We start from the raw sequence: 22,105 nt of genomic DNA on the forward strand, positions 1-22,105 counted from the left end.
ATGGATTTTGGCGCAGGCGATACCGTGTGGTACAGCAAAAAAAGCTTAGCTTCCCTTGCCGGTATCGCTTTTTTGCTGTGTACAGTCTCCGTTTATGCGCAATCCGATCGCTTCGTTGCACATGCGGCCTTTGCCGAAAAGATTTACCTCCAATTGGACGCCGATGTGTATACGACTGATCAGCCGATCTGGTTTAAGGCCGTGGTTGTGGAGTCCGCAAGCCACCGCCCCAGTACCATGAGCGGCGTGCTCCACGTAGAGCTGATCGGACCGGATGAACGCGTTGCCGATCGCAAGCGCATCAAGTTGACCGATGGCGTTGGATCAGGAGGCTTTGAGCTGAAAGAAGGCTATGTACAAGGTCCATATTTGCTACGGGCTTATACGGAATGGAATAAGAATTTCGGTGCAGACTTTATTTTCCGGACCTATATCGATGTGTTTCCCGCTTCAACAGCAATAGCCCGTAATCCCATGACGGCACTGCACTTGAACGAGCGCGAACCCGGAATGTATTGGCTGCAAGCCCAGCTGAATCCCGAACTGATTGATCCGGAACACCGGAAGCAGCTTACGGTCTATTTAACGGTAGACGGAGAAAAAGACACACTTTCCCTAAAGGCGGCGCGCAGCGGGTATTATCCGCTTGATCACCCGCTACCCAACGGTGCGCGGATGGCTACCGTAAATATGGAGACGCAACATGGCATCCGCTATACCAGGACCATCGCTTTGCAGGAGGGGCCTCCGGACGTTCAGTTTTTTGCCGAAAGTGGGCAACTGGTACACGGGTTGACCAGCAAGGTAGGTGTCAAAGTGCTCAATGGCTCAGGCAAAGGCATCGCCGTTTCGGGTGTCATTCGAGATAGCCGCGGAAATACCGTTGCGCCATTCAGGTGCAACCATTTGGGAATGGGAAGCTTCACGATGACCGCCGACAGTGGCTTGTCCTACTACGCGGTATTGGACTCCTTATCCACAGGGGACTCGGGTCGCTATCCGCTCCCCCAGGTTGTCAGCGAGGGGCGTGTCCTCGGTGTCTCAAAAAGAGCGGACAATATTGAACTGGCTCTCTCCTCCAATTGCTGGGAGACCGACAGCCTATTTGTCCAGGTGAGTTGCCGGGGCGTGCTGTATTACCACATAATAGCATCGTTGAAAAACGGCCATATCACCACGTCGCTGCCAGCAGCCGCACTTCCGGAGGGTATCATTTCCTTCACATTGATGGACAGGCGGATGCAGCCAATGGCCGAAAGGCTTTTCTTTAACCAACGGCCGGGTGCGCGACTTCGTATCGATGTCTCGATGGACAACCCCGAACCCCGGAAACGGGATAGCGTGGATCTCTCCATACAGGTGTTCGGCAGCGATGGTGAACCCGCCGACGCCAAGGTCTCGGTATCGGTGGTGAATGCCGATCATATCGGCAAAGCGCAGACAGCACGGGATAACCTGCTTACACGGTTGTTGCTGTCTTCGGAGCTTCGTGGCGATATCGAAGACCCCGGCTACTATTTTCAGGATGAGCACAACGCACCGTTTGACGATTTGGATGCGTTGATGCTTACGCAAGGGTGGCGGCGGTACGTTTATGATAAGCCGCAGGACACCTTCCTTTTACCAAACGAGCCTTCGCCCTACGTCAGTGGCAAAGTCGCCGGTGTCTTATCCAAGAAAGCGCAGGCAGGTATAGGCCTTACGCTGATGACCTTCGGCAAGACCTCGTCCGTGGCGGCACAACATACGGATAGCCTTGGGCGCTTTTATTTTGAATTAGGGGATGAATTTGTCGATTCCTTGGATGTACTGATCCAAAGCGCCAATAAATCCGGAAAAAACCGGGATTATGCCCTGTCATTGGATGAGCGAAAACCTCCGGAGATTGCCTATGATCAGCGCCGCTCCATCGAACGGGTGGACAGTGTCGTGTCGTATCTCGTGCAGAAACGGCGGGAGCGTGCACAGCGTGAGTATTCATACCGGCTTTCAGCCGGCGAAATCTTGCTGGACGAAGTGTTGGTAGAACGCCGGGCACTCAGTCCGCAGCAGCAAAACGTGCTTGATCGGTATGGGGAATCCGACGTCATCATTTCCGGGAAAGCCATTCAGGATAAGGAGGAGAAGTGGTCCTACGGGTTGTACAGCGTGTTGCTGTTTAATTTTCCGGACGATTTGCGCATCGAACGGGTTGGAGGTAACGGCGGTTATCTCCGGGCGAAGATTATTGGAGGAGAGACCACGCTTGTCGTCGTAGACGGTATCCCCGTACCGGGCCACAGCTACGAATTTATTCCCAACATCCCGCCCAGTGAAGTCAAAACCGTGGAACTCATCCGTTTTGCCAAGAATTTCAGTTCGTTGTACCGGGAAACCTATCCGGAGGCGTCGCCGCTCGAAATACCGGCAGTGGGCAGTGTCATCGCCATTTATACGCATGCAGGGAACGGCTTGTTTGCTGTCCGTAAACCTACGGGGCTTTTGCAGGCTAAGGTGCCCGTGTATTCACCTATTATGGAGTTTTACGCGCCGCGTTACGAGGCGCCCACTGAAAACGACGCGGAGCGGCCGGACCTGCGCACGCTGATTCATTGGGTGCCCGAGTTGGCTACCGATGAAGGTGGGGCGGCCGGGACATCATACTATCATTCGGATGCAGCCGGCGAAACGGTTGTCATCATAGAGGCCATATCGTCGGAAGGCGAAATCGGTTACCAGGAGCTGGTGTACAAAGTAGCCAATTGAGTCATTGTGGCTAGTCCTCGGTGTTCTCGTCCGTTGCTCCGTTATGAGAATATAGGCTTAATCCTTTATTTTATTACAAGAAATGAGGATATTTACCTTTATTTTATTACAAATAATTCTGATATTTGCCTTTATTTTGTTACAAACAGTTAAAAATGGCTTTTAGAAGAAGCATATCGAACCAATTGTTACGATGGAAATCCAGCGATAACAGGAAACCGCTCATCGTACGTGGTGCGAGGCAGGTGGGTAAAACAACACTGATTAGAGATTTCGCCAAGACCTATTCGCATGTGATTCATCTCAATTTGGAGAAGCCGGGGGATCGTCGTTTTTTTGAGGATATTGAAGATGTGTATACCATCGTGGAGTCGCTGTTATTGACACACGGTATCCCATCGTCTGGGATGGATAACACATTGCTATTTATTGATGAAATACAGGAGAGCCCTAAAGCAATTCAATTACTGCGGTATTTTTATGAAGAATTGCCCCAGCTCCATGTCATCAGTGCGGGTTCACTGTTGGAATTTGCCTTGCACAGCGTGCAAAGTTTTCCCGTAGGAAGGGTTGAGTTTTTGTATTTGCATCCATTAAATTTTCAGGAGTATCTGGAGGCAATAGGTAAACCCGGCCTCCTTGAAGTGCTCCGGGAGGTGCCCGTACGGCCAGCTGCTCATGGACCACTGCTGGAAGCTTTCCACCGATATGCTATCATAGGCGGAATGCCCGAAGTGGTCAAGGTAGATAACGCCAATCACCAACTTTCGGACTTGGTAGCAGTATATGAGAGTATCTGGGGAACGTATAAGAATGATGTCGAGAAGTATACCTCCAACGATTCCAAACGTAAAATCATTAAGCATTTGATGGATACGGCACCATTATACCTCGATGAACGAGTAAAGTTCCAGGGGTTCGGTAATTCCAATTACCGATCAAGGGAAGTCGGGGAAGCTTTTCGTACCTTAGATGCGGCCCGAATTATCCGCCTACTCTATCCTACAACCGATCTTGCACCGCCGCTAAAAGCCGACTTAAAGAAATCTCCACGGCTACAATTGCTTGATACGGGAATCATCAATTATACGCTCGGTATACAGGCTGAAATGCTGGCGATGACAGAGCTTAGTACGGCGTATCGTGGTGCCATAATTCCGCATTTGATTACCCAAGAGCTGACTTCGTTGCAGCAGCAAACAGACGGTAAACCATTTTTTTGGGTTCGGGAAAAGGCACAGTCAAGTGCCGAAGTAGATTTGGTTTATGTTTACCAAAAATGGGCGATACCCATCGAAATTAAATCGGGGGCTACAGGTCGTTTGAGGTCATTGCATCAATTTGTTGATGTGGCTGACCACCCCTTTGCTATCCGTATTTATGGAGGAGTGTTCCAGTTAGAGCACACGGTTACTCCCAATAAGAAACCGTATATATTGCTAAACCTGCCATATTATACGGTTACCATGCTGCCACAATATGTCTCATGGCTGGTGAATCAAGTATGAGGATCCGTTCAGCGAGGATCATTTCAGGTACCATTCTTCCCACGTTTTCATCCAGCCTACCCGGGCTTGGATGAATCTCGGGTGGAAGAAAAAGTTGGACCAGTCTTCGAAGTTCTCGTAATGGAAGCGGAAATAGAACAGCCAGAAAAGGTATCCCCAATGGGGGATGGAAGCCAATTCAGCTTCACTTAATGGCCGGATCGCGCGATAACCCTGTATAAATACGGCAAACTGGCGGTCTGCTTCCGGCTGCGTCATTTTGTGGTGAAGCACATCCAGGAAGAAATGGACATAGAATGAAGCAAGGTCATTAATCAGGTATCCGGATCCGGCAAAATCGAAGTCAAAGAACGTGACGCTGCCGGCCGAGTCAAAGTGGAAGTTCTTGGGCAGGAAATCGTAGTGGCAATACCCGTGGCTGAACGAAGGCAGGTCAAACGCTAACAATTGCTGCTTCACGCGGGTTGCCGTATCGTGCAAGTATTCGTATTCGGCTTCCAGCCCGTTAGCGAATGCGGGTTTTATGACGCGCAATGGCGCATCCACCAGTGCTTCCATGTCCAGCGGTTGGCGGTGGTGCGTCAATTGCAATCCGGCGGTGATGTGATGGATGCGGGCCATACCCCGCCCGACTTCCAGCAACTGTTGGTCGCTCATCGCGGTGTATACTTCGCCCTCGGCATAGGTAAACAATACGCCATATCGGATACCTTCCGCTGCGTCAAAGGGTTGTAAATAACGGCCTTCCTTATCCGCCAACGGGCGGCTTACGGAAGCCCCGCCCGCATGCAGGATGTTGAGCAATTCGACTTCGCCGTTTATCTCCTCCATTTTGCGGTGCGCATCGCGGTAAATCTTGAAGATATACCGCGTGCCGGAGCTTTCGAGCAGGTAGGTATCGCTGACGTTGTGGATCAGCAGGCGGCACGATGTGTCGCTTAGCGCGTAGCATTGCCGTAAATAGTTGTTGAGCGCCGTTGCGGAAAGCAGCGAATAGCGGGTGGGGAAGATGGCCATGGCACAAATATAGTGTAATATAAATGCATCTGGCCGCTTAATCCCCCCAATCCTCTCTCCGGATTTCGTAGGTGAAATTCGGTTTCGGGCCATCTCCATGGTAATCTGCCGATACTTCCGCTATTTTTCGCGCTCCCAGCTTCTTGACGGCCTTTTGGGAGCGGATATTGGCTGCTCCGACATGCAGCAATACCGTATCTACATATCGGAAGGCGTAGTCAAGCATGAGCTTTTTCACCACAGCATTCAGTCCCGTGCCCCAGTAGCGCGCGGCATAGAAGGTGTAGCCGATGAAGATGCTCCGGTTTTGCGCATCGTAATCGTAAAAACGGGTACTTCCGGCAACTGCGCCAGTTTTCCTGTCGATGACTTTGAAGGCCCCTTTGCTGTTGATGGCTCCATTAAAAAATATGCGGAAGACACTTGCTTTCCATCGGTCAGGCTGCGGGTGCTGCGCCCATACGACGGGGTCGGATGCGAGTGCATACAGCACCTCAAAATCCGTCTCCAGCAACGGCAGCAGGATGGCCCGGTCATTTTGCAGTAGGGGAGGTATCGGGAAAGTGTTCATCGGTATTAAACAGCGGGAATCCTGTAGGTGAGAAAATCAACGTCCGGAGTCTGCCTTTCGAATCCGATATGCTCGTAGAGCCGTTGGGCGGTGACGTTGTCAGTCGCTGTTGAAAGCTCAACAAACGCAGCGCCGTGCGTCTTCGCGAAAGCGATGGCTGCTGTGATCAACCCGGTCCCGATGCCCTGGTTACGGTAAGGTGTATCCACATACAGGTCATTAAGGATCCAGTTCCGCACGGCCCTGGCGGAGGAATATTTGGGGTAGAGCTGCGTAAAACCGGCGCACGTTTCTCCGCCATCGAGCAGAGCGGCAAAGATGACGGACTCGTTGTTGTCCAATCGGGCTTGTATGAACCGCCTGGCCAAGTCGATATCGGATGGCTGTTTGTAGAAAACCCGGTATTGGTCAAACAGGGCGAAGACAAGGTCGCCCTGCGTGTTGTTGATGCGGATAATCTCCATGATCTGGTGGGATTAAATGATTGTTAGGGTCTTATGTTATCGTTTTTCTGATATAATCCGCGAGTGCTTGTTCAACGCTGCCAGCCGTCGTTTCCAATTGTTTGACAATGCGCATGCGCTCGGCGGGCGTCTTGTTTTGGCTGAGCTTCTGCTGCCCCTGGAGTTCGGCCACATCCATGGTAAACGCCACGATACCGCTCATCATGCCGGTCTTAAACCGGAGCGGGAGTGAGGTCCATTGGTTGAGGTATTCCGGCTCGTAGAAGCCTATCATTTTTTCGAGCAGCGCCAGCTTCGCGTTGTGGTCTTCCACCACCCGGCAGGTGCCGTAGGCGTGGACGGCAATGTAGTCCCAGGTCGGCACACTTTCCAGCTTATCATAGTGGCGCGGCGAAATATAGGCGTGGGGTTCGCTGAAAATGACCAACGAAGTACATCCCGTAATCAACCGTGACTGATTGTTGGCAGCCGCAAAATGTGAGCTCAGGGTAATCCCTGCCTGGTGTTCCTCCACGGCGAAAGGCAGGTGTGTGGCCAGCGGCACCCCATCATGAGCAGTAACCACCGTGGCAAACGGATAGCGCCGCATGAACGCCGCGATTTCCGTTTTGTCGCTGAATTGAAAGCTTTTGGGTATATACATGACTTTTGTATTGCAGCACAAAAATATGGGTAGATTGGATTACCTTTGTCATCCAATATCAATAAAATGGATAGTCCAATTTTGTATTCGTTGTTTTCCGGGATTGCGCTGCGGCCGCAGCTGGGCAAAGCCGTGTACCTGCAGCTGGCCGAGGCCATCATGGTGCTCATCAGACAGGGCAGGATACCGCCTGGCGGGCGGCTGCCGAGTTCGAGGGAATTGGCGGATATCTTTCGGCTGAACCGTCTGACCATCACCAGGGCGTTTCAGGAATTGGAGATGCAGGGTTGGCTGGAAAGCCACGTCGGCAGGGGTACGTTCGTCGCATCCCGTCTGCCTGAATCACAGCCCATGCGATTGGACAAGGGCGGGCAGGAACGAGACCGGAAGCGTGAGGCGGGCTTTGAAATCAGGGGTGCGGATTATCTGCGGCATGGCGTCGATCCCGTGACTGCACGGCTGCATCTGGACGACGGTTTCCCCGATCCGTCGTTGGCCCCGCTGAAGGAGCTTTACCGGGCTTATCGGGCGCAATTGGAGCGGGGCGATTTATATGGGCGGTTCGGTAGCTATGGCCAGGCCAAGGGATCCGGACGGTTCCTGGATGCGCTGGCACGCTACCTCAACCTCACGCGCGGGCTCGACATCACCGAGCGGAATATACTGTCCGTGCGGGGTACCGTCATGGGCATCAACCTGGTCTGCAACGGGCTTATCCAGCATGGCGATGTCGTCGTAGCAGGCGTGCCCGGCTGGCGGCGGGCGGAGGCGAACTTCCAGCACGCGGGAGCGCGGTTATTGGGTATTCCGGTAGACCAAGCGGGGATACAGGTGGATGCGCTGGAGCAGCTGTGCCGGACCACGAGGGTGCGCATGGTGTACGTGACTCCGCACCACCATTATCCGACGACGGTTTCCCTGCCGATGGATCGCCGGCTGGAACTGCTCCGTTTGGCGGACAAATACGGATTCATCATTTTCGAGGACGATTACGATTATGACTTCCATTACAAGCACAAGCCGTTGCTTCCTTTGGCCAGTGCAGATGACAGCGGGCTGGTCATTTATTGCGGGTCGTTCAGCAAGACGTTTTCGCCCGCTTTCCGTTTGGGATACCTGGTTGCGCCGGAAAACGTTGTTGCTCACCTCGCGTCGGTGAGGACTTTGCTCGACAGGCAGGGCGATCATATCCTGGAGCGGGCGATGGCCGAGTTGTTGGACGACGGGACTATCCAGCGCAGCCTGCGAAAAGCCATGGCCGTATACCGGGAGCGCAGGGATCATTTCTGCGACTTGCTGGCAGCTGAACTGTCCGGTATGATGGCGTTCGATACCCCGGAGGGTGGCCTGTCGGTATGGACGCGGATCGACCGGCGTATCGACCTTGCGCGGCTTGCCGCAGACGCCCGTAAAAAGGGATTATACGTTTCGGACGGGGTGGCGCACCGCTATCCGGCCTACGATGCGCACGCCATCCGGCTGGGGTTTGCGTCATCCACGGAGGATGCGTTGGAAGAATGTGTAGGGGTATTGAAGGACGTCGTGGATCGCTTTTGACCCAAAGATAAGCTACATTTATCAGGCTGTGTTTCACCAACCGGCACTAGGGAAATGGTTTTGTTTTTAAGCGCTCCAAAGGATCCCACCATGTTTATTATAATCCGATCAACAATAAGACCGCTATTGTGCCATACCACGGCGGTAAGGATTTGAAGAAAGGTACTTTTTTGGCAATTTTAAGGCAAGCTGGTATCAGATAAATGCTGGAATGTGAATTTGTCCAACGTTGATTCTTATTTCCCGTTTTCCAACTCATTGATCCGCTTCTGCAACGCGGTGATCGTTACGGCTTGCGACTGAATGGTCGTTTCCTGCGACGAAATCACTTTTTTCAGCGTTTGAATCAGTTCATTGGTCAAGTCCGTTGGATGCTCCGCGGCATATTTTTCTTCCAATTCCCTGAGCACATCCGCCTTCCGCATTTCGCCTTCGCCGGTGAGCAGCCATTCGGGTGAGTAGAGGGGATAATTTTCAGCTAACTTCACCAGCCACTTGCTTTGGATATCGGTTCCATTGGCCAAAGCCCGTGAAAAAACACCTTTGCTGGCGCCTATGGACGCTTCCAGCGCGGTTACGCTGATGCCTTCCTGATTGGCTATTTCTTTAATTCTCTTCAAAACAGAACCCATTGGTAAAAATATTCTTCATAAAATTTTGTATTGAAGAAAAATAGTTCTTAAATTTGATGTGTCAGGAATAATTATTTTCAAACCATTTTTCTTCAATCCTAATGAAACAATTATGGCGAAAATTAAACAAAAGAAGCTGAAAGCCGAAAATTTCCGGTATGTAACCAAGCGGGTTATTAAAAACCCGATGATTTACTTGAACAATTTTTTTGGTTATGAATACCAAATTGACGACTGGATGCGAACTGTTAGCCTCACCGTCCATGCTGGGGCTTACCCGGAAATGGCATGCCCGGACGCGGTGGAAAACGGATACCATTGCAAGCAGTTGGTTGAGCAGGTGGAGGTTGCCTATGTGATCTTCAGGCAATGCGGGCTGAAAAAGCAAAAAGAACCGTTGAATTTTTTCAAGTCGTCGGATGATTACTATGCGTATGTGTATCGTGGAGAATATTCCTTTGACGGTCAGATTAATCCCGCGGATACGCTGAGCAAATTTTTTTCATTTCAGTCGATGAAAAAGTGGTACAATACGCTGGATGATTTAATGCTGTCGTTTACCCAAAGACAGGTTCCCAATTACGAACAGTTCGGTGATAAAATCACCGCCATCCACGAACTCCTGCTCCGGCTCGCCCAGGCGCTGTATGTAATATACCGGGAGGGTGGCTTACCGTTACAGATGCCATCGTATGTCATTGCCAAACCGACTAATAGGTTCGAGGGAAAGATGCCGCTATCCAGATTAGGTGAATTGATGCACAGCATTATTGATAAACGCCAAGCGGAGGCTGCTGTCGAATTGGAGCCGATTTTTGAGAAGGCTGAGTTATGGGATAAGCATAGGAACGGAGTGGATGGGGCAGCGGTGGTGGATGGTGATCGTGACCAAGGAAACAGCCATGGAGACCAAGAAGCGAACCCCACCACTGATGCAGCGAAGGGGTAGATTATAGTTAGTTTCAAACCACTGAACATATGAGCGATGCTATGCAGGAACCCATAACTCAACGTGTATCTGTTTGGGTATGGAAAGAAGTTACCCCAGCTCATTGAGCGAGGAAGAGCTGCGAAATCAGGAAAAGGGACTCCAGCACAGCTGAAAGCTTAACTCAATCCAAGAAGGCGATGAATTCAAAAAATATAACCCAAACCCCAGATCTGACACTGCAACTCATTATCCAGCGCATCACCGAAAATCTGGCAGTGGAGGAGATATACTTATATCCGTTTCGGATGCAGGGCAAATTGTTCAATCAGCTATACGTGCTGTTGCGGCACGAAAGCGGGCAAGAAATTATTTCTGCGCGAGCACTGTGTAACGTGGCCGTTTCTGAAAAAGCAGGTTACCATGCCGAGGTGTTATTCCCGGAAGATGTGAACCGCCAAATAAACCAGGGAAACATACGTGTCACACTGATTTATCACCCAAATAACAGGGTTTACGAAAATCCCAATCCGGGTAGCCGGGTGGTCTTTCAGGAGGTCAATTACCAGAAAAGGTACAAAAAGGCGGCGCGTTATTTTGAAAAAGAAATTGCAAAATTGTACGCGTTTGAGAAGGGCTATCGGTTTTATATGGATAGCGAAAACTATTCCCAGGCAAGTTTCATGTTGCATCAAGTTATTGAGCTCGGCTTCCGTCTCGCTGAACATTTAATCATGGGTAAAGCCAAATTGACGCATTCCATCCGTAAGCATCAAGAATACATCCGAGCCGTTTCGCCGGAAATGGGTTCGCTATTTGCAGAAGAAGAGTGGGATATTCTCCGGAAACTCGACGAATCCTATAGCTCGGCACGGTACGACCATGATTTCTCCGTGTCCAAAGAAGATTTGGACGTAGCGGCTGATAAGTCCAAAGCGCTGCTCGCCTACCTAACAGCGTTTAACCGCGACCTGCTTGACGAACTCCAACGCCGACAGGCCGAAGAAAGCCGGGTTATGGAACAATCGGAAAATTCGGAGCAAACCACCACTAATCACGAAGAAACCGTGGATGCAATGGATGTAGTCGATGCTGTTAATGAGTCAACGGAGGGCGACGGACCGGCGGGCAGCGGAATATTCAGCGCCGAAGACCACCGCCACCATATCCTCGCGGCCATCAGCCGCTATTTTGCACCCACCCATGTGTTTTGCTTTGCGCATCAATCGCGGGAAGAACGGTCGGTGAACCTCGTCACACTGGAAAAAAGGGAAACAAAGCGCCATCGGTATTACCTGGCTATCCTGACCGAGGAAACACTTGAACATCCATTGCGGCAACAGCATCAGATAAACGAGGTGCTGGGGGACGAGTTGGAGATCGTCGCATTGTATTTTAAGTTGGGCACGTTCAATAAAAAGTTGGAAGAGGGGGATACGTTTTTTCATTTTTTAGTGGATACAGCAGAAAGGTGGTGCAGTAAAAACGGGCTATTGACACAAAGCGGCACGCCTGAGGCAGTTGATTTAGCGGAACGGGATTGGCAGTGGAAGCGTTACCTTTGGAGCGCGGAGGGGATGATCGAAATGGCGGAGGAACATATCGGAACCAGACATGATGAAAGCTGCGCGGTTGTCATGGCGCAAGCGATGGAACAGCTCTGCCTGGGGATGCTGCATGCGATTTGGGGGTATAGGCCGGATAACATTCTTAACCTGATGTACTTGATACAGCTGACGGAATCCATTACCCCGCTTGCCAGCGAACACTTTTGTCTGGATATTCCCGAAGAACGGAAAATGGTGGTGCAGCTTTCACAGGCGCTGAATCAGCTCCGCTATAATCCGGGCTATCGAGCGGACGGTTATGCCTTGCATATTGTTCACGATCGCCTAAAAACGTTTTCAAAATCGGTGGAGGAATTAGTCAACTACCATTTTGAGGAGCAGGAAGCGGTTGTTCAATAAAAATTAGTATTTTTGAAATACTTATGGGATTGATTTACGCAGATATCGAGTTAATTAATGGGGAGGACTTGGTTCTTTCCCGCAGAAATATTATTGGCGAGGAAGAAATTAAACGTATGCCGATCAGGATGCTTGTTGATACGGGTTCAGCGTATATGTGTATCAACGAGAATATACAGGAGCAACTTCAATTGCCTGTTATCGAAAAGCGGAAAGGCCAGCTGGCAAATGGTAGCATTGTGGAGTACGAAGTGGTAGGCCCTATAGAGGTACGTTTCGAAAATCGCCGCTGTAATGTGGACGCGATGGTTTTACCGGGAGAAGCTGAACCGCTTTTGGGAGCTATTCCGATGGAAGACATGGATGTCATTATTCACCCTTTGCGGCAGGAAATGATCGTCAATCCTGATCACCCATACTTTGCGCAAATGAAGCTGAAGTAAGCGAATTGCGCACGTGAAAGACTTGGACTTTGTTGAAATCCATGGAAAATTTCTTCAACAGTGAGATTTATCCTCGGCACACATGAAAGATAACACCAAACACGTCATTGTCATCGGAGGAGGATTTGCGGGAATCAATTTAATTAAGCACCTGGGAAAGGATAAGCGGTTTATCATCACCCTGGTTGACCGGAATAACTACCATTTTTTCCCGCCGCTGATTTACCAGGTTGCTGCGGCATTTATCGAGCCGTCAAACATTTCTTATCCGTTTCGCCGGTTATTTCAGGAAAAGCCACATATCCGTTTCCACATGGGCGAGCTGAAACGCATCGATCCTCGGGCAAGGGAGGTCGAAACGACGACTGGTACGCTGTCATATGACTACTTGGTGCTTGCCATGGGTACGGGAACAAATTACTTCGGTTTTGAAAACATCGCCAAATTTGCCGTGCCCATGAAGACGCTTGACGATGCAATGAATCTTCGGAATCACATTTTACTCCGGATGGAATGTGCCGTGCGGGCCACTGACCCTGCCGAGCGGGATAAGGCGTTGAATATTGTTATTGCCGGCGGTGGCCCCACTGGCGTTGAATTGGCGGGTATCCTCGCCGAGATGGGGCGGGAGATCGTGGCGAAGGAATATCCCGAATTGACCGATTTCCATGCGCATCTGTACCTTGTTAATTCTGCGCCGGTACTGCTGCCGCCGATGAGTACTAAGGCGCAGCGGGAGGCGTATACGGTTTTAAAAAAGCTCGGAGCTAAGATTGTTCTGAATACGAAGGTGGTTGATTACGCTTCCGGCAATGTCATGCTGAGCTCGGGAGAAGCCATACCGACGGATACCCTGATCTGGACGTCCGGCGTTGTTGCCGTCCGCGTAGAGGGGCTTCCCGGCGATGCCGTTGCCCGCGGCGGGCGTATAAGCGTGGACGCATTCAATCGGGTAGCACATACGGAGTCAGTTTTCGCCTTGGGCGATCAATGCGTAATGACGGACGATGAAAATTATCCTGAAGGCCACCCCCAAGTGGCGCAGGTGGCCATCCAGCAGGGGAAACTGCTCGCGAAGAACTTATCACGCATGGCCGATGGCAAGCCGATGCAGCCTTTTATGTACCGCGACAAAGGGACGATGGCGATCATCTCCAAGTACCGGGCGGTGGCTGACCTACCCAAAGGTTTTCTCAGGGGGTGGATCGCCTGGGTGAGCTGGCTGTTCGTACATATCATTCCCCTCATCAGCTTCCGCAATAAAGTGGTGCTGGCTACCAACTGGGCATGGTCATTCGTCACCAATGACCCGACATTGCGGCTTATCCTCCGCCCAAGTAAGGAGCAGAAACAGCCCTCAACGGAGGATAGCAAACAATAACGACAGCCAGCCCGCCACGAGCAACAGCCCGCCAACGGGCGTAACGGGGCCCAGAAACCGCCATTTTGTACCGAAAGCAGCACTTAAACACAGGCCGTATATGCTAAATGAAAACAGCACCGTGCCACTGATAAACAGCCATGTGTAAGCACCCGGCTCGATTACCCCGGCGGTCTGCGCGAAACCGGCAGCCAGCAATGCCAGTGCATGGTAAAATTGATACCGAACGCCGGTTTCGAAACTGTCGTGTTGGTCTTCCGTAAACTTCTTCTTGAGTGCATGGGCGCCGAAGGCACCGAGTATGACGGCGGTTAGCCCGAACATAGCACCGGATAATTGAGCAAGCATGATTTAAACGATGGGTATATGGACAAAGGTATGGTTTTTTTGTGGACAGATAAAAGCTGACATTATCGTTTTGCCAACTGATCAGCAGTATAGGCATACACATATTCGTAAATGCGCATCAATTCTTTTTTTCCAAACATGCCGAATTGCAGCATGTCGGGCGGTTCGATGAACAGGTCGCATTTCTTGGCATTGTGCAACACCGATTGGCTGATGGCCAGGTGGGTGATGCGGTCCAACGTCTTGATGGGCGTCAGTTGCTCGGGTGAAACGGTATCGGGCGCGTTGACATGCACGCCAACGAGGAGGTCACATTGGCCGAGCAGCGGCTGTACGGGCAGGTTGTCAAGTATGCCGCCATCGTAGTACACCCCCTTGTTGCGCCGCACTGCCGGAAACATCAGCGGAATACTGGATGACGCGAGCAACGCTTCGCCCAGCGGCCCGGTATAAAAATACTCGGTTTTGCCCGATAGGAGGTTTGTGGCGGCTACATACAAGGGAAGCTTTAACGACTCGAACGTGTTAGCGGGAACGTACTGCTGGAATAACCGGGCGAGGAAGCGGGTATCGATAAAGCCCGAAGCCCGGAGCCGGAAGCTCGTTGCGGGAAACAGATCGTTTTCCTGCACGATATGCAACATCTTGTCTACCGAATGGCCGGCAGCATAGAACGCGCCGATAATTGCGCCCGCACTGCAACCGGAAACGATAGAAGGCTTCAATCCGTGTTCTTCCAGGGCCTTGATGGCGCCGAGGTGCCCAATGCCACGTAATCCGCCACCGGAAAGGACCAGACCCACTTTGTGAGTGCGCCGCTTTAATTTTTTCCAAATGAATGCCATGGGGTAAGGTTACGGTTTTTTCGTCGGATTCTTGCTATTTCATGTATATCTGGGTGTACGCCAAATTTCCGTTTGTTTACAGCCATGAGATTTTAGCTGGAACGCTCACTACGCTCACGCTCCTAGGCCAAAAATCTCATGGCTGTAAACATCGCGAATTGTGCAAAAATCTGAATTTTGTCGGGCGCTCACGCGCATTTACCACACGAAAACCTTAAATTTGACGGTATGAAGAATCTTCGCATCACCTTGCTGGTATTAACGGTTAGTATATTGGGGTATTCCTGCCAGCGTCCGGAGCAATCGGGAGGAGTGCCCGTGGTTGGTTTCGTGGAGGCCTTTGAAGATGCGACAATTGCGCAGGCGCGTGACGGCTTTGAAGCGGCACTACGTGACAGTGGCTACAGTGAATCCGATGGTACCATACGATTTATCCGTCGTAACGCACAAGGCGATGCGGCCACCCTGAATCAAATTATAAGCTATTTCAACAGCCAGCAGGTTGATCTCATTGGCACCAGCACCACCTTGGCTACAATTGCTGCCGTGCAGCGAAGCAAGGACATCCCGATTTTCCAGACGGTGACTGCAATGCCCGAGATTCTGGGGCTGCTGGAATCCGATGGGCAGCCACCCGCCCTGCTGTTTGGTACGGGTGAAAACCTGAATTATATCGATACGTCTTTCGCCATCATTACCCAGATGGTAAAGCCGAAGGGTGAACAACTGCGCGTCGGCATGATTTATAATCAATCCGAGCCGCAATCTGTGGAGGCTTATAAACGTATTGAATCGCTTGCAGAAAGTATGGATGTGCATGTGGAAGCGCTGCCGCTTAACAGCTCCGCCGAAGCACAGTTGGTTGTCCGTACGTTGCTGACAAACCAGATTGACGCGTTCTTCGCTAATCCGGACAATACGGTGTTTGCAGCGTTTGAAACCATCTTAAAAAACTGCCATGACAAAGGTGTACCTGTGTTCACGAGTGAATCCGGACTGGTATCAAGGGGGGCGGTAGCTGCTTTTGGTGCTGATATTTACCGCTGGGGGTACCAAAGTGGCGCACAAGCAGCTGTTTACTTAAAGAACCGGTTGACAGACAGCCTCCAGGTAGAAATGCTTCAGGTGAGGAAACGGGTATATAACCCCGATGCCGCCGAACGGTTTGGCTTTTCCTTTCCCGAGACGTTCGAAGCGTTATAGCTTATACTACTTTGCGAGGGCCTTTTTGATCTGCGGCGCTATTTTGGTACCGAAGATCTCAATGGACTTCATGATATCCCGATGCGCGGGGGCACCCACGTCCATATGCGCCGCAAAACGCGTAAGCCCAAATAATTCTTGGTAGTGCAGAATTTTGTCGGCCATGGCATCGGCCTCGCCCACGAACAAGGCCCCGTGCTTGGACATGCCGAAGTCAAACTGCGTGCGCTGGTACGGCGGCCAGCCGCGAGATCTTCCCACCCTGTCCATTTGCGCAGCATACTTGGGGAAATAAGTATTGCTCAACTCAGAAGCATGGTCACCGAAAAGGGCGTGCGAATGGATGCCCACCTGAAACCTCGCCGGATCATGCCCATGTTCAAGGTATGTAGTTTTATACAACTCAAAAAGAGGCTGGAACTGTGCGGGCGTACCGCCGATAATGGCAATCATTAAGGGCAGGCCGAGCTTTCCTGCCCGGACGACCGACTGGGGGGTGCCGCCAACGGCTATCCATATGGGGAGTTCGTCATTCACCGCCCGGGGCAGGACTGCCTGATCGTCAAGCGGCGCCCTGAATTTACCTCGCCAGGTGACCCGCTCGTTTTTATTGATGGTGAGCAGTAGATCCAGCTTTTCGGCAAACAGTGCGTCATAATCCTGAAGGTTGTAGCCGAATAGGGGAAAGGACTCGATGAAGCTACCCCTGCCGGCCATCAATTCGGCCCGGCCTCCAGACAGCAGGTCGATCATCGCGAAGTTTTGATAGAGCTTTACGGGGTCGGATGAGCTGATCACGGACACTGCGCTCCCCAGCTTGATACGCTTAGTCACCGTTGCCGCGGCAGCCAGCACGATTTCGGGGCTTGGTACCGCGTAGTCCGGACGGTGGTGTTCGCCGATGCCAAAGTAATCCAATCCTACTTCGTCCATTAATCTAATCTCTTCGATAATTTCCGCAAGCCGTTGCTGCGTAGGCTGGAACTTGCCCGTTGCAAGGTCCGCACCCAAATCGCCAAACATGCTGATGCCTAATTCCATGGTTTTTGTTTGTTTAAACACAAAGGTAATGATGTTGTTTCAGTATAGCCTTAATGTAGGTTAATAAAGGTGGAAGCATGATTTTTTTCGGTTGATTTTCAGTGAATTGTTGATTTTTTTTGTTGTGGGATACCACTTTACGTACGCTGGTGTACTCCTACTAACAAAGCACCAAGTATAAACCGTCGACATGCAACAGGACGAACTGCGAGATTTATTACGTCGCTATGCCAATGGAAACTGCACCCCACAGGAGAAGCGGTTTTTGGAAGACCTTATACTCCGTCATCCGATTGCGGGCGATTGGGATTGGAACAGTGAAGAAGAGCGGGTGTTGATGGGAATACGGATTAAGCAGGCAGTTGATGGACGGCGTTCTACACAAAAGCATGCACGCATGAAAATCCGCTGGTATAGCTGGATAGCGGCGGCATCGTTGGTGATATTGGGAGCAGGGGTTATATGGCGCCTTGTTTATCCTGATACTGACGATAGCCGCCAACCATTGGTCATTAATGAATCGGTGCTGGGATCGACAAGTGATATCGTGCTAACACTGGCCGATGGCAGGACGGTGAAGCTTGATGAACAGTCACCGGAGACAATTGCGTCAATTGAAGGAACAACGATACGTCGGAATGCTGATGGACTAGTATACGAGGTTGACGACAGGTATATGCAGCCCGGGTCCGTTGGTGAAAACAATATCCGTACACCGAATGGAAAACGGATTAACCTAAAATTGCCGGATGGAACGGCCGTATGGATGAATACCGCGTCGTCGTTGACCTATCCGGTTGCATTTGTCGGGAAGGAGCGCCATGTTGAGCTAACCGGGGAGGCCTATTTTGAAGTGGCGAAAGATAATTCCAAGCCGTTTAAAGTCATGGCAAATGGGACTGAGATTTTGGTGACGGGAACACATTTCAACATTTCGGCATACCCGACGGATGGCACGGTAACGACCACACTTTTTGAAGGTGGACTAAATGTACGGAAAGGCCGGCGCGAGGTGGTGCTTACGCCGGGGTATCAGGCGATAACGTCCGTGCAAAGCGAAAAAATAGAACAATTGCAGGGCAAGCTGGAACAAGTAATGGCTTGGAAAAATGGCTATTTCGTATTTGACGATATGGACGTCGTTTCGGTGATGCGCAGCGTTGCCAGGTGGTATGACATCCGTATTACCGTCGAAGGGAAGATGCCGGCTAAGCGTTTTGGTGGTACATTTCCCATATCTGCAGATTTAGACGAGTTGCTGACCGATTTGGAGTTGGTTGGAAAAATGAAACTTGAACGCAATGGAAAGGAGGTTCATATTATGTGGTGACAAGGACTACCTGATTGAACAGCCTGAAAAGAAACCAGAAGTGCCGCTAACACTCCTGGCTCACTGGCACGAGTGCCCATCAGGCTTTTTTAATTTAATGCTTAGATAACCAACATTAACAATACCTGATTATGCAAATGTATAAAATTTGTTTTGCATCTACATGCACATTGAACAATAGCGCGCTGTTTAAGCTTTTGGTTATGTTTAAGATCACGTTGGCTATTTTGTTAGCTGCCATCACGCAAGCTGGAGCCGCGGTTTACGCCCAAAAGGCTAGCATAACAGCGAAAAACGTCCCCCTGCGGGAAGTATTTACCGAGTTGCGCAAACAGACCGGTTATCATTTCCTTTACCTAACCGATGATCTGAAGGATGCGAAGCCGGTAAGTCTGAGTTTCTATGAAGCTTCGTTGGAGGAGATCCTTCAACACTGTTTTGCCAATCAGCCGCTTACTTACAATATCCGGAGAAATCGAGTATTGGTATCGCGCAAAGAAGCGCCACCTGGTACGCTTCATGATTTGCTTATGCAGCATACCGTTACGGGTAAGGTGACCGACGAGCGTGGACAGGCGCTTGAAGGCGTAACGGTTGTCATTAAAAATACCCAGCAGGCCACGACGACGGATGCCGAAGGAAATTATAGGATAAACGTGCCGGCAGAAGGCGTGACGCTGGTATTTTCCATCATCGGCTTTTCTACCGAGGAGCGGGCCGTATCTGCCGGAGCGACGCTAAATGTCCAACTCAGGGAGCTGGTATCGGACTTGGAGGAAGTCGTGGTTGTGGGATACGGAACGCAGAAAAAAGTGAATCTCACAGGGTCCGTTGCCACGGTATCCGGATCCGAGCTGGCCAAGCGCCCTGTCGGGCAGACGACGGCAGCGCTGCAAGGCGCTGTGCCGGGTTTGACGATCGTGCAGAGCTCAGGCCAACCGGGAAGGGATGGAGGCATCGTGCGCCTCAGGGGGATTGGCACCTTGAGCGATTCCAACCCTTTGGTGATGCTGGATGGTGTGGAATCCAGCTTGGCCAACGTAGACCCCAACGAAATCGAAAGCATCACGGTACTCAAAGATGCCGCCTCTGCATCGATATACGGTTCGCGTGCTGCTAACGGCGTGATCCTGATCACGACGAAGCGAGGAAGCCGAGAAGGGCTGACCGTCAATTACAACTCGTACGTTGGATGGCAGCGGCCTACGGATATGCCTAAAATAGTGAATGCAATTGACCATATGGAGCTGATCAATGAAGCGTATACCAATACAGGGCGAAGCCCCTTGTTTACAGAGCAATTCATTGAAGAATACAAGACGCAAGGCGCCTCCAACCGCGATCGTTATCCAGACACCGATTGGCAGGATGTGACGATGACGGAAAACGGCTTCATGCAAAGTCATTATTTAGCTATGAGCGGCGGGACTGACCGCATGCGTATCCTTGGCTCTTTCGGTTATCTTGATCAGGGTGGAGTTGTTCCGAATGTCGGATTCGACCGGTATAACCTTCGGTTGAACACCGATGTAAAGCTGAACGAAAAGCTGAATGCATCGGCTGATATTTTCCTGCGCCGTACGGATTTGAAGGAGCCATCCACTGGAACGGGATATATTTTTCATTGGATGCGCCGTATTCCTGCCAATCAGGCCGCTATTCTATCCAATGGACTATGGGGGGAGGGATGGAACGGTGACAATCCCATTGCAAAAGCGGTAGACGGCGGGCTTCGCAATGAAGAAACATTAAGTGGGTTCGTCAACCTCAATCTCCGCTATAAGCCGGCGGAGTGGCTGACGACAGAAGTAATGTATGCTCCCAAATACAACGAACCGCATAGTAGGGTATTCGCCAATACCGTACAGACTTACCGTTGGGACCTTACTCCCAGCTTTGCCACCCCGGCGCGGAATAACCTCAATCAACAGTTTACCCGCGAGTGGTACAACAACCTCCGGCTGACGGCTACGTTTGATAAGTTATTCGCCGAAGCACACCAGGTAACGTTCCTCGCAGGTTTCCAGCAAGAAGACCAGCGTAACGATTGGCTGTCGGCTTACCGCGAAGTGTTCCTGTTTCCGGAATACCAACAAATAGATGCCGGAAATCGGGAAAATGAACGGACCGGGGGCTCAGCAAACCATTGGGCGCTTCGCTCGTTTTTCGGACGCCTGAACTATAATTACAAAGAACGGTACCTCTTTGAGGCCAACGCGCGCTATGACGGGTCCTCGCGGTTCGCCTCGAACAATAAATATGCCTTGTTTCCTTCGGTATCCGCCGGCTGGCGAATCGGGCAGGAGCCGTTCATGGCTTCGCTCATGCACATCGTGACCGATGCGAAGATTAGGGCGTCCTGGGGTACGCTGGGCAACCAGAATATCGGGGGACTTTATCCTTTTGCGGCGTTCATCAATGTAGGTGGGCCTAACTATGCGTTCGGCGATCAGATCAGTATGGGCGCAGCACTCAACGATATGGCCAATCCGGATATCAAGTGGGAAACGACCGAAATGACCAATATCGGGCTGGATTTGAACCTGTGGTCCAAATTTAACCTGACCTATGACTGGTACTACCGGAAGACCACCGGTATACTGCTCCAATTGGATATCCCCAATATGCTGGGGCTAACAGCCCCCTATCAAAACGCCGGGGTTGTGGAGAATAAGGGATGGGATTTGGCCTTGAGTTACCGGGATCAATGGGGCCAATTGAATTACGGTATCACGGTGAATCTATCGGATGTCAAGAACAAAGTGATTGACATGCGGGGCATCCAGCGTACGGCGCGGCAAGTAAGCCGTGAGGGATATCCCATTAATTCGTTCTTTGGCTATATAGCCGATGGCTTTTTTATGGATGAAGCGGACATAGCGAACCATCCAGCACAGTTTGGGAACGTGGCTCCCGGCGATATCAAATACGTAGATGTCAATGGCGATGGCGTCATCAACACGCTTGACCAACAGGTCATCGGAAGTCCGATACCCCGCTATACCTACAGCGCGAATATTGATCTCGGCTACAAGGGGTTTGACCTGTCGCTCTTCCTCCAGGGTGTGGGCAAGGTTGATGGGTTTATGTTCGGTCAGGGTATTATGCCGTTTTTTGAAGGCGGAACCGTGCAGGAACAGCATAAGGATCGGTGGACGCCGGACAATGTCAATGCTGCTTTCCCCCGGTTGGCATTCAACGAGAGCAACAACGAACAGAATTCCACATTCTGGCTGCGAAGTGCTGCATATCTTCGACTGAAAAACATACAGCTCGGCTACACTTTGCCCACGGCATTGCTGAAGGGCAAATTGCAGCGCTTACGGATCTATGCAAACGCCCAGAATCTGTTCACCCTGACGGACTTTTGGCAAGGATACGACCCCGAAGCCCCAGGATTCGGAAACGATTCGGCCAGCAATGGCGGATGGTATCCTCAAATGAAGGTGTTTAATGTTGGTCTTGATGTAAGGTTCTAAAAA

At 51.0% G+C, this 22,105-nt stretch carries 18 protein-coding genes and 1 pseudogene; 11 read left to right on the forward strand and 8 right to left on the reverse strand.

Translation table 11 applies throughout. From position 1 onward, the window contains the following. Both B5X72_RS03295 and B5X72_RS03300 read left to right on the forward strand, forming a co-directional pair. Complete coding sequence (locus B5X72_RS03295) at positions 1 to 2,745, forward strand: hypothetical protein (RefSeq protein ID WP_079715428.1); 2,745 nt, start codon at positions 1 to 3, stop codon at positions 2,743 to 2,745. Between the two features lie 155 nt (positions 2,746 to 2,900). After that, positions 2,901 to 4,253, forward strand: a complete 1,353-nt coding sequence (locus B5X72_RS03300; protein WP_079715429.1) for an ATP-binding protein — start codon at positions 2,901 to 2,903, stop codon at positions 4,251 to 4,253. Between the two features lie 18 nt (positions 4,254 to 4,271). Here the strand turns inward: B5X72_RS03300 and B5X72_RS03305 are convergent, their stop codons facing one another. The 4 genes from B5X72_RS03305 to B5X72_RS03320 are packed head-to-tail and all read right to left on the reverse strand — an operon-like array spanning position 4,272 to position 6,948. Continuing rightward, positions 4,272 to 5,270 carry a phosphotransferase enzyme family protein gene (locus B5X72_RS03305; RefSeq protein ID WP_176146083.1) on the reverse strand — a complete coding sequence of 333 codons (999 nt, stop codon included), beginning with the start codon at positions 5,268 to 5,270 and terminating at the stop codon, positions 4,272 to 4,274. 37 nt (positions 5,271 to 5,307) lie between these two features. After that, entirely contained in the window at positions 5,308 to 5,841 is a 534-nt protein-coding gene (locus tag B5X72_RS03310) for a GNAT family N-acetyltransferase (RefSeq protein WP_079715431.1), read from the reverse strand. 5 nt (positions 5,842 to 5,846) lie between these two features. After that, positions 5,847 to 6,305 carry a GNAT family N-acetyltransferase gene (locus B5X72_RS03315; protein ID WP_079715432.1) on the reverse strand — a complete coding sequence of 153 codons (459 nt, stop codon included), beginning with the start codon at positions 6,303 to 6,305 and terminating at the stop codon, positions 5,847 to 5,849. A gap of 31 nt (positions 6,306 to 6,336) precedes the next feature. Then, positions 6,337 to 6,948, reverse strand: coding sequence for an FMN-binding negative transcriptional regulator (locus tag B5X72_RS03320; RefSeq protein WP_079715433.1), 612 nt, complete (start codon positions 6,946 to 6,948; stop codon positions 6,337 to 6,339). A 66-nt stretch (positions 6,949 to 7,014) separates the two neighbouring features. Between B5X72_RS03320 and B5X72_RS03325 the strand changes: the two genes are divergently transcribed. Together B5X72_RS03325 and B5X72_RS21165 are read left to right on the forward strand one after the other, a co-directional pair. Then, positions 7,015 to 8,505, forward strand: coding sequence for an aminotransferase-like domain-containing protein (locus B5X72_RS03325; RefSeq protein ID WP_079715434.1), 1,491 nt, complete (start codon positions 7,015 to 7,017; stop codon positions 8,503 to 8,505). A 65-nt stretch (positions 8,506 to 8,570) separates the two neighbouring features. Next, positions 8,571 to 8,708: pseudogene (locus B5X72_RS21165) on the forward strand (type II toxin-antitoxin system HicA family toxin); the annotation flags it as partial. 33 nt (positions 8,709 to 8,741) lie between these two features. Here the strand turns inward: B5X72_RS21165 and B5X72_RS03335 are convergent. Then, positions 8,742 to 9,125: a hypothetical protein gene (locus tag B5X72_RS03335; RefSeq protein ID WP_139378520.1), complete on the reverse strand. Its 384-nt coding sequence runs from the start codon at positions 9,123 to 9,125 to the stop codon at positions 8,742 to 8,744. A gap of 124 nt (positions 9,126 to 9,249) precedes the next feature. Here B5X72_RS03335 and B5X72_RS03340 point away from each other — a divergent pair, with 124 nt between their 5' ends. From B5X72_RS03340 to B5X72_RS03355, 4 genes are all read left to right on the forward strand, one after another. Continuing rightward, positions 9,250 to 10,086: a hypothetical protein gene (locus B5X72_RS03340; RefSeq protein WP_079715436.1), complete on the forward strand. Its 837-nt coding sequence runs from the start codon at positions 9,250 to 9,252 to the stop codon at positions 10,084 to 10,086. A 179-nt stretch (positions 10,087 to 10,265) separates the two neighbouring features. After that, a complete protein-coding gene (locus B5X72_RS03345; RefSeq protein WP_079715437.1) occupies positions 10,266 to 12,032 on the forward strand; it encodes a HEPN domain-containing protein in 1,767 nt (588 codons plus the stop codon). A 23-nt stretch (positions 12,033 to 12,055) separates the two neighbouring features. Then, a complete protein-coding gene (locus B5X72_RS03350; protein WP_079715438.1) occupies positions 12,056 to 12,475 on the forward strand; it encodes a retropepsin-like aspartic protease in 420 nt (139 codons plus the stop codon). An 82-nt stretch (positions 12,476 to 12,557) separates the two neighbouring features. Beyond that, a complete protein-coding gene (locus B5X72_RS03355; RefSeq protein ID WP_079715439.1) occupies positions 12,558 to 13,856 on the forward strand; it encodes an NAD(P)/FAD-dependent oxidoreductase in 1,299 nt (432 codons plus the stop codon). Here B5X72_RS03355 and B5X72_RS03360 read toward each other — a convergent pair. Further along, entirely contained in the window at positions 13,833 to 14,204 is a 372-nt protein-coding gene (locus B5X72_RS03360; RefSeq protein ID WP_079715440.1) for a DUF423 domain-containing protein, read from the reverse strand. The two genes, B5X72_RS03355 and B5X72_RS03360, sit on opposite strands and share 24 nt — an antisense overlap. Before the next feature lie 62 nt (positions 14,205 to 14,266). Further along, complete coding sequence (locus B5X72_RS03365) at positions 14,267 to 15,049, reverse strand: patatin-like phospholipase family protein (protein WP_079715441.1); 783 nt, start codon at positions 15,047 to 15,049, stop codon at positions 14,267 to 14,269. Between the two features lie 228 nt (positions 15,050 to 15,277). Here B5X72_RS03365 and B5X72_RS03375 point away from each other — a divergent pair, with 228 nt between their 5' ends. Then, a complete protein-coding gene (locus tag B5X72_RS03375; protein ID WP_079715443.1) occupies positions 15,278 to 16,252 on the forward strand; it encodes an ABC transporter substrate-binding protein in 975 nt (324 codons plus the stop codon). A 6-nt stretch (positions 16,253 to 16,258) separates the two neighbouring features. Here the strand turns inward: B5X72_RS03375 and B5X72_RS03380 are convergent, their stop codons facing one another. Then, entirely contained in the window at positions 16,259 to 17,293 is a 1,035-nt protein-coding gene (locus tag B5X72_RS03380; RefSeq protein WP_079715444.1) for an LLM class flavin-dependent oxidoreductase, read from the reverse strand. A 190-nt stretch (positions 17,294 to 17,483) separates the two neighbouring features. Here B5X72_RS03380 and B5X72_RS03385 point away from each other — a divergent pair, with 190 nt between their 5' ends. Continuing rightward, the gene (locus B5X72_RS03385) at positions 17,484 to 18,623 is read left to right on the forward strand and encodes a FecR family protein (RefSeq protein ID WP_079715445.1); all 1,140 of its coding nucleotides are present in this window, start codon (positions 17,484 to 17,486) and stop codon (positions 18,621 to 18,623) included. A gap of 203 nt (positions 18,624 to 18,826) precedes the next feature. Further along, entirely contained in the window at positions 18,827 to 22,102 is a 3,276-nt protein-coding gene (locus B5X72_RS03390; protein WP_176146084.1) for a TonB-dependent receptor, read from the forward strand. The last annotated feature ends 3 nt before the right edge of the window (positions 22,103 to 22,105 follow it).

Source organism: Parapedobacter luteus (genome assembly GCF_900168055.1).
GTDB classification, from domain to species: domain Bacteria; phylum Bacteroidota; class Bacteroidia; order Sphingobacteriales; family Sphingobacteriaceae; genus Parapedobacter; species Parapedobacter luteus.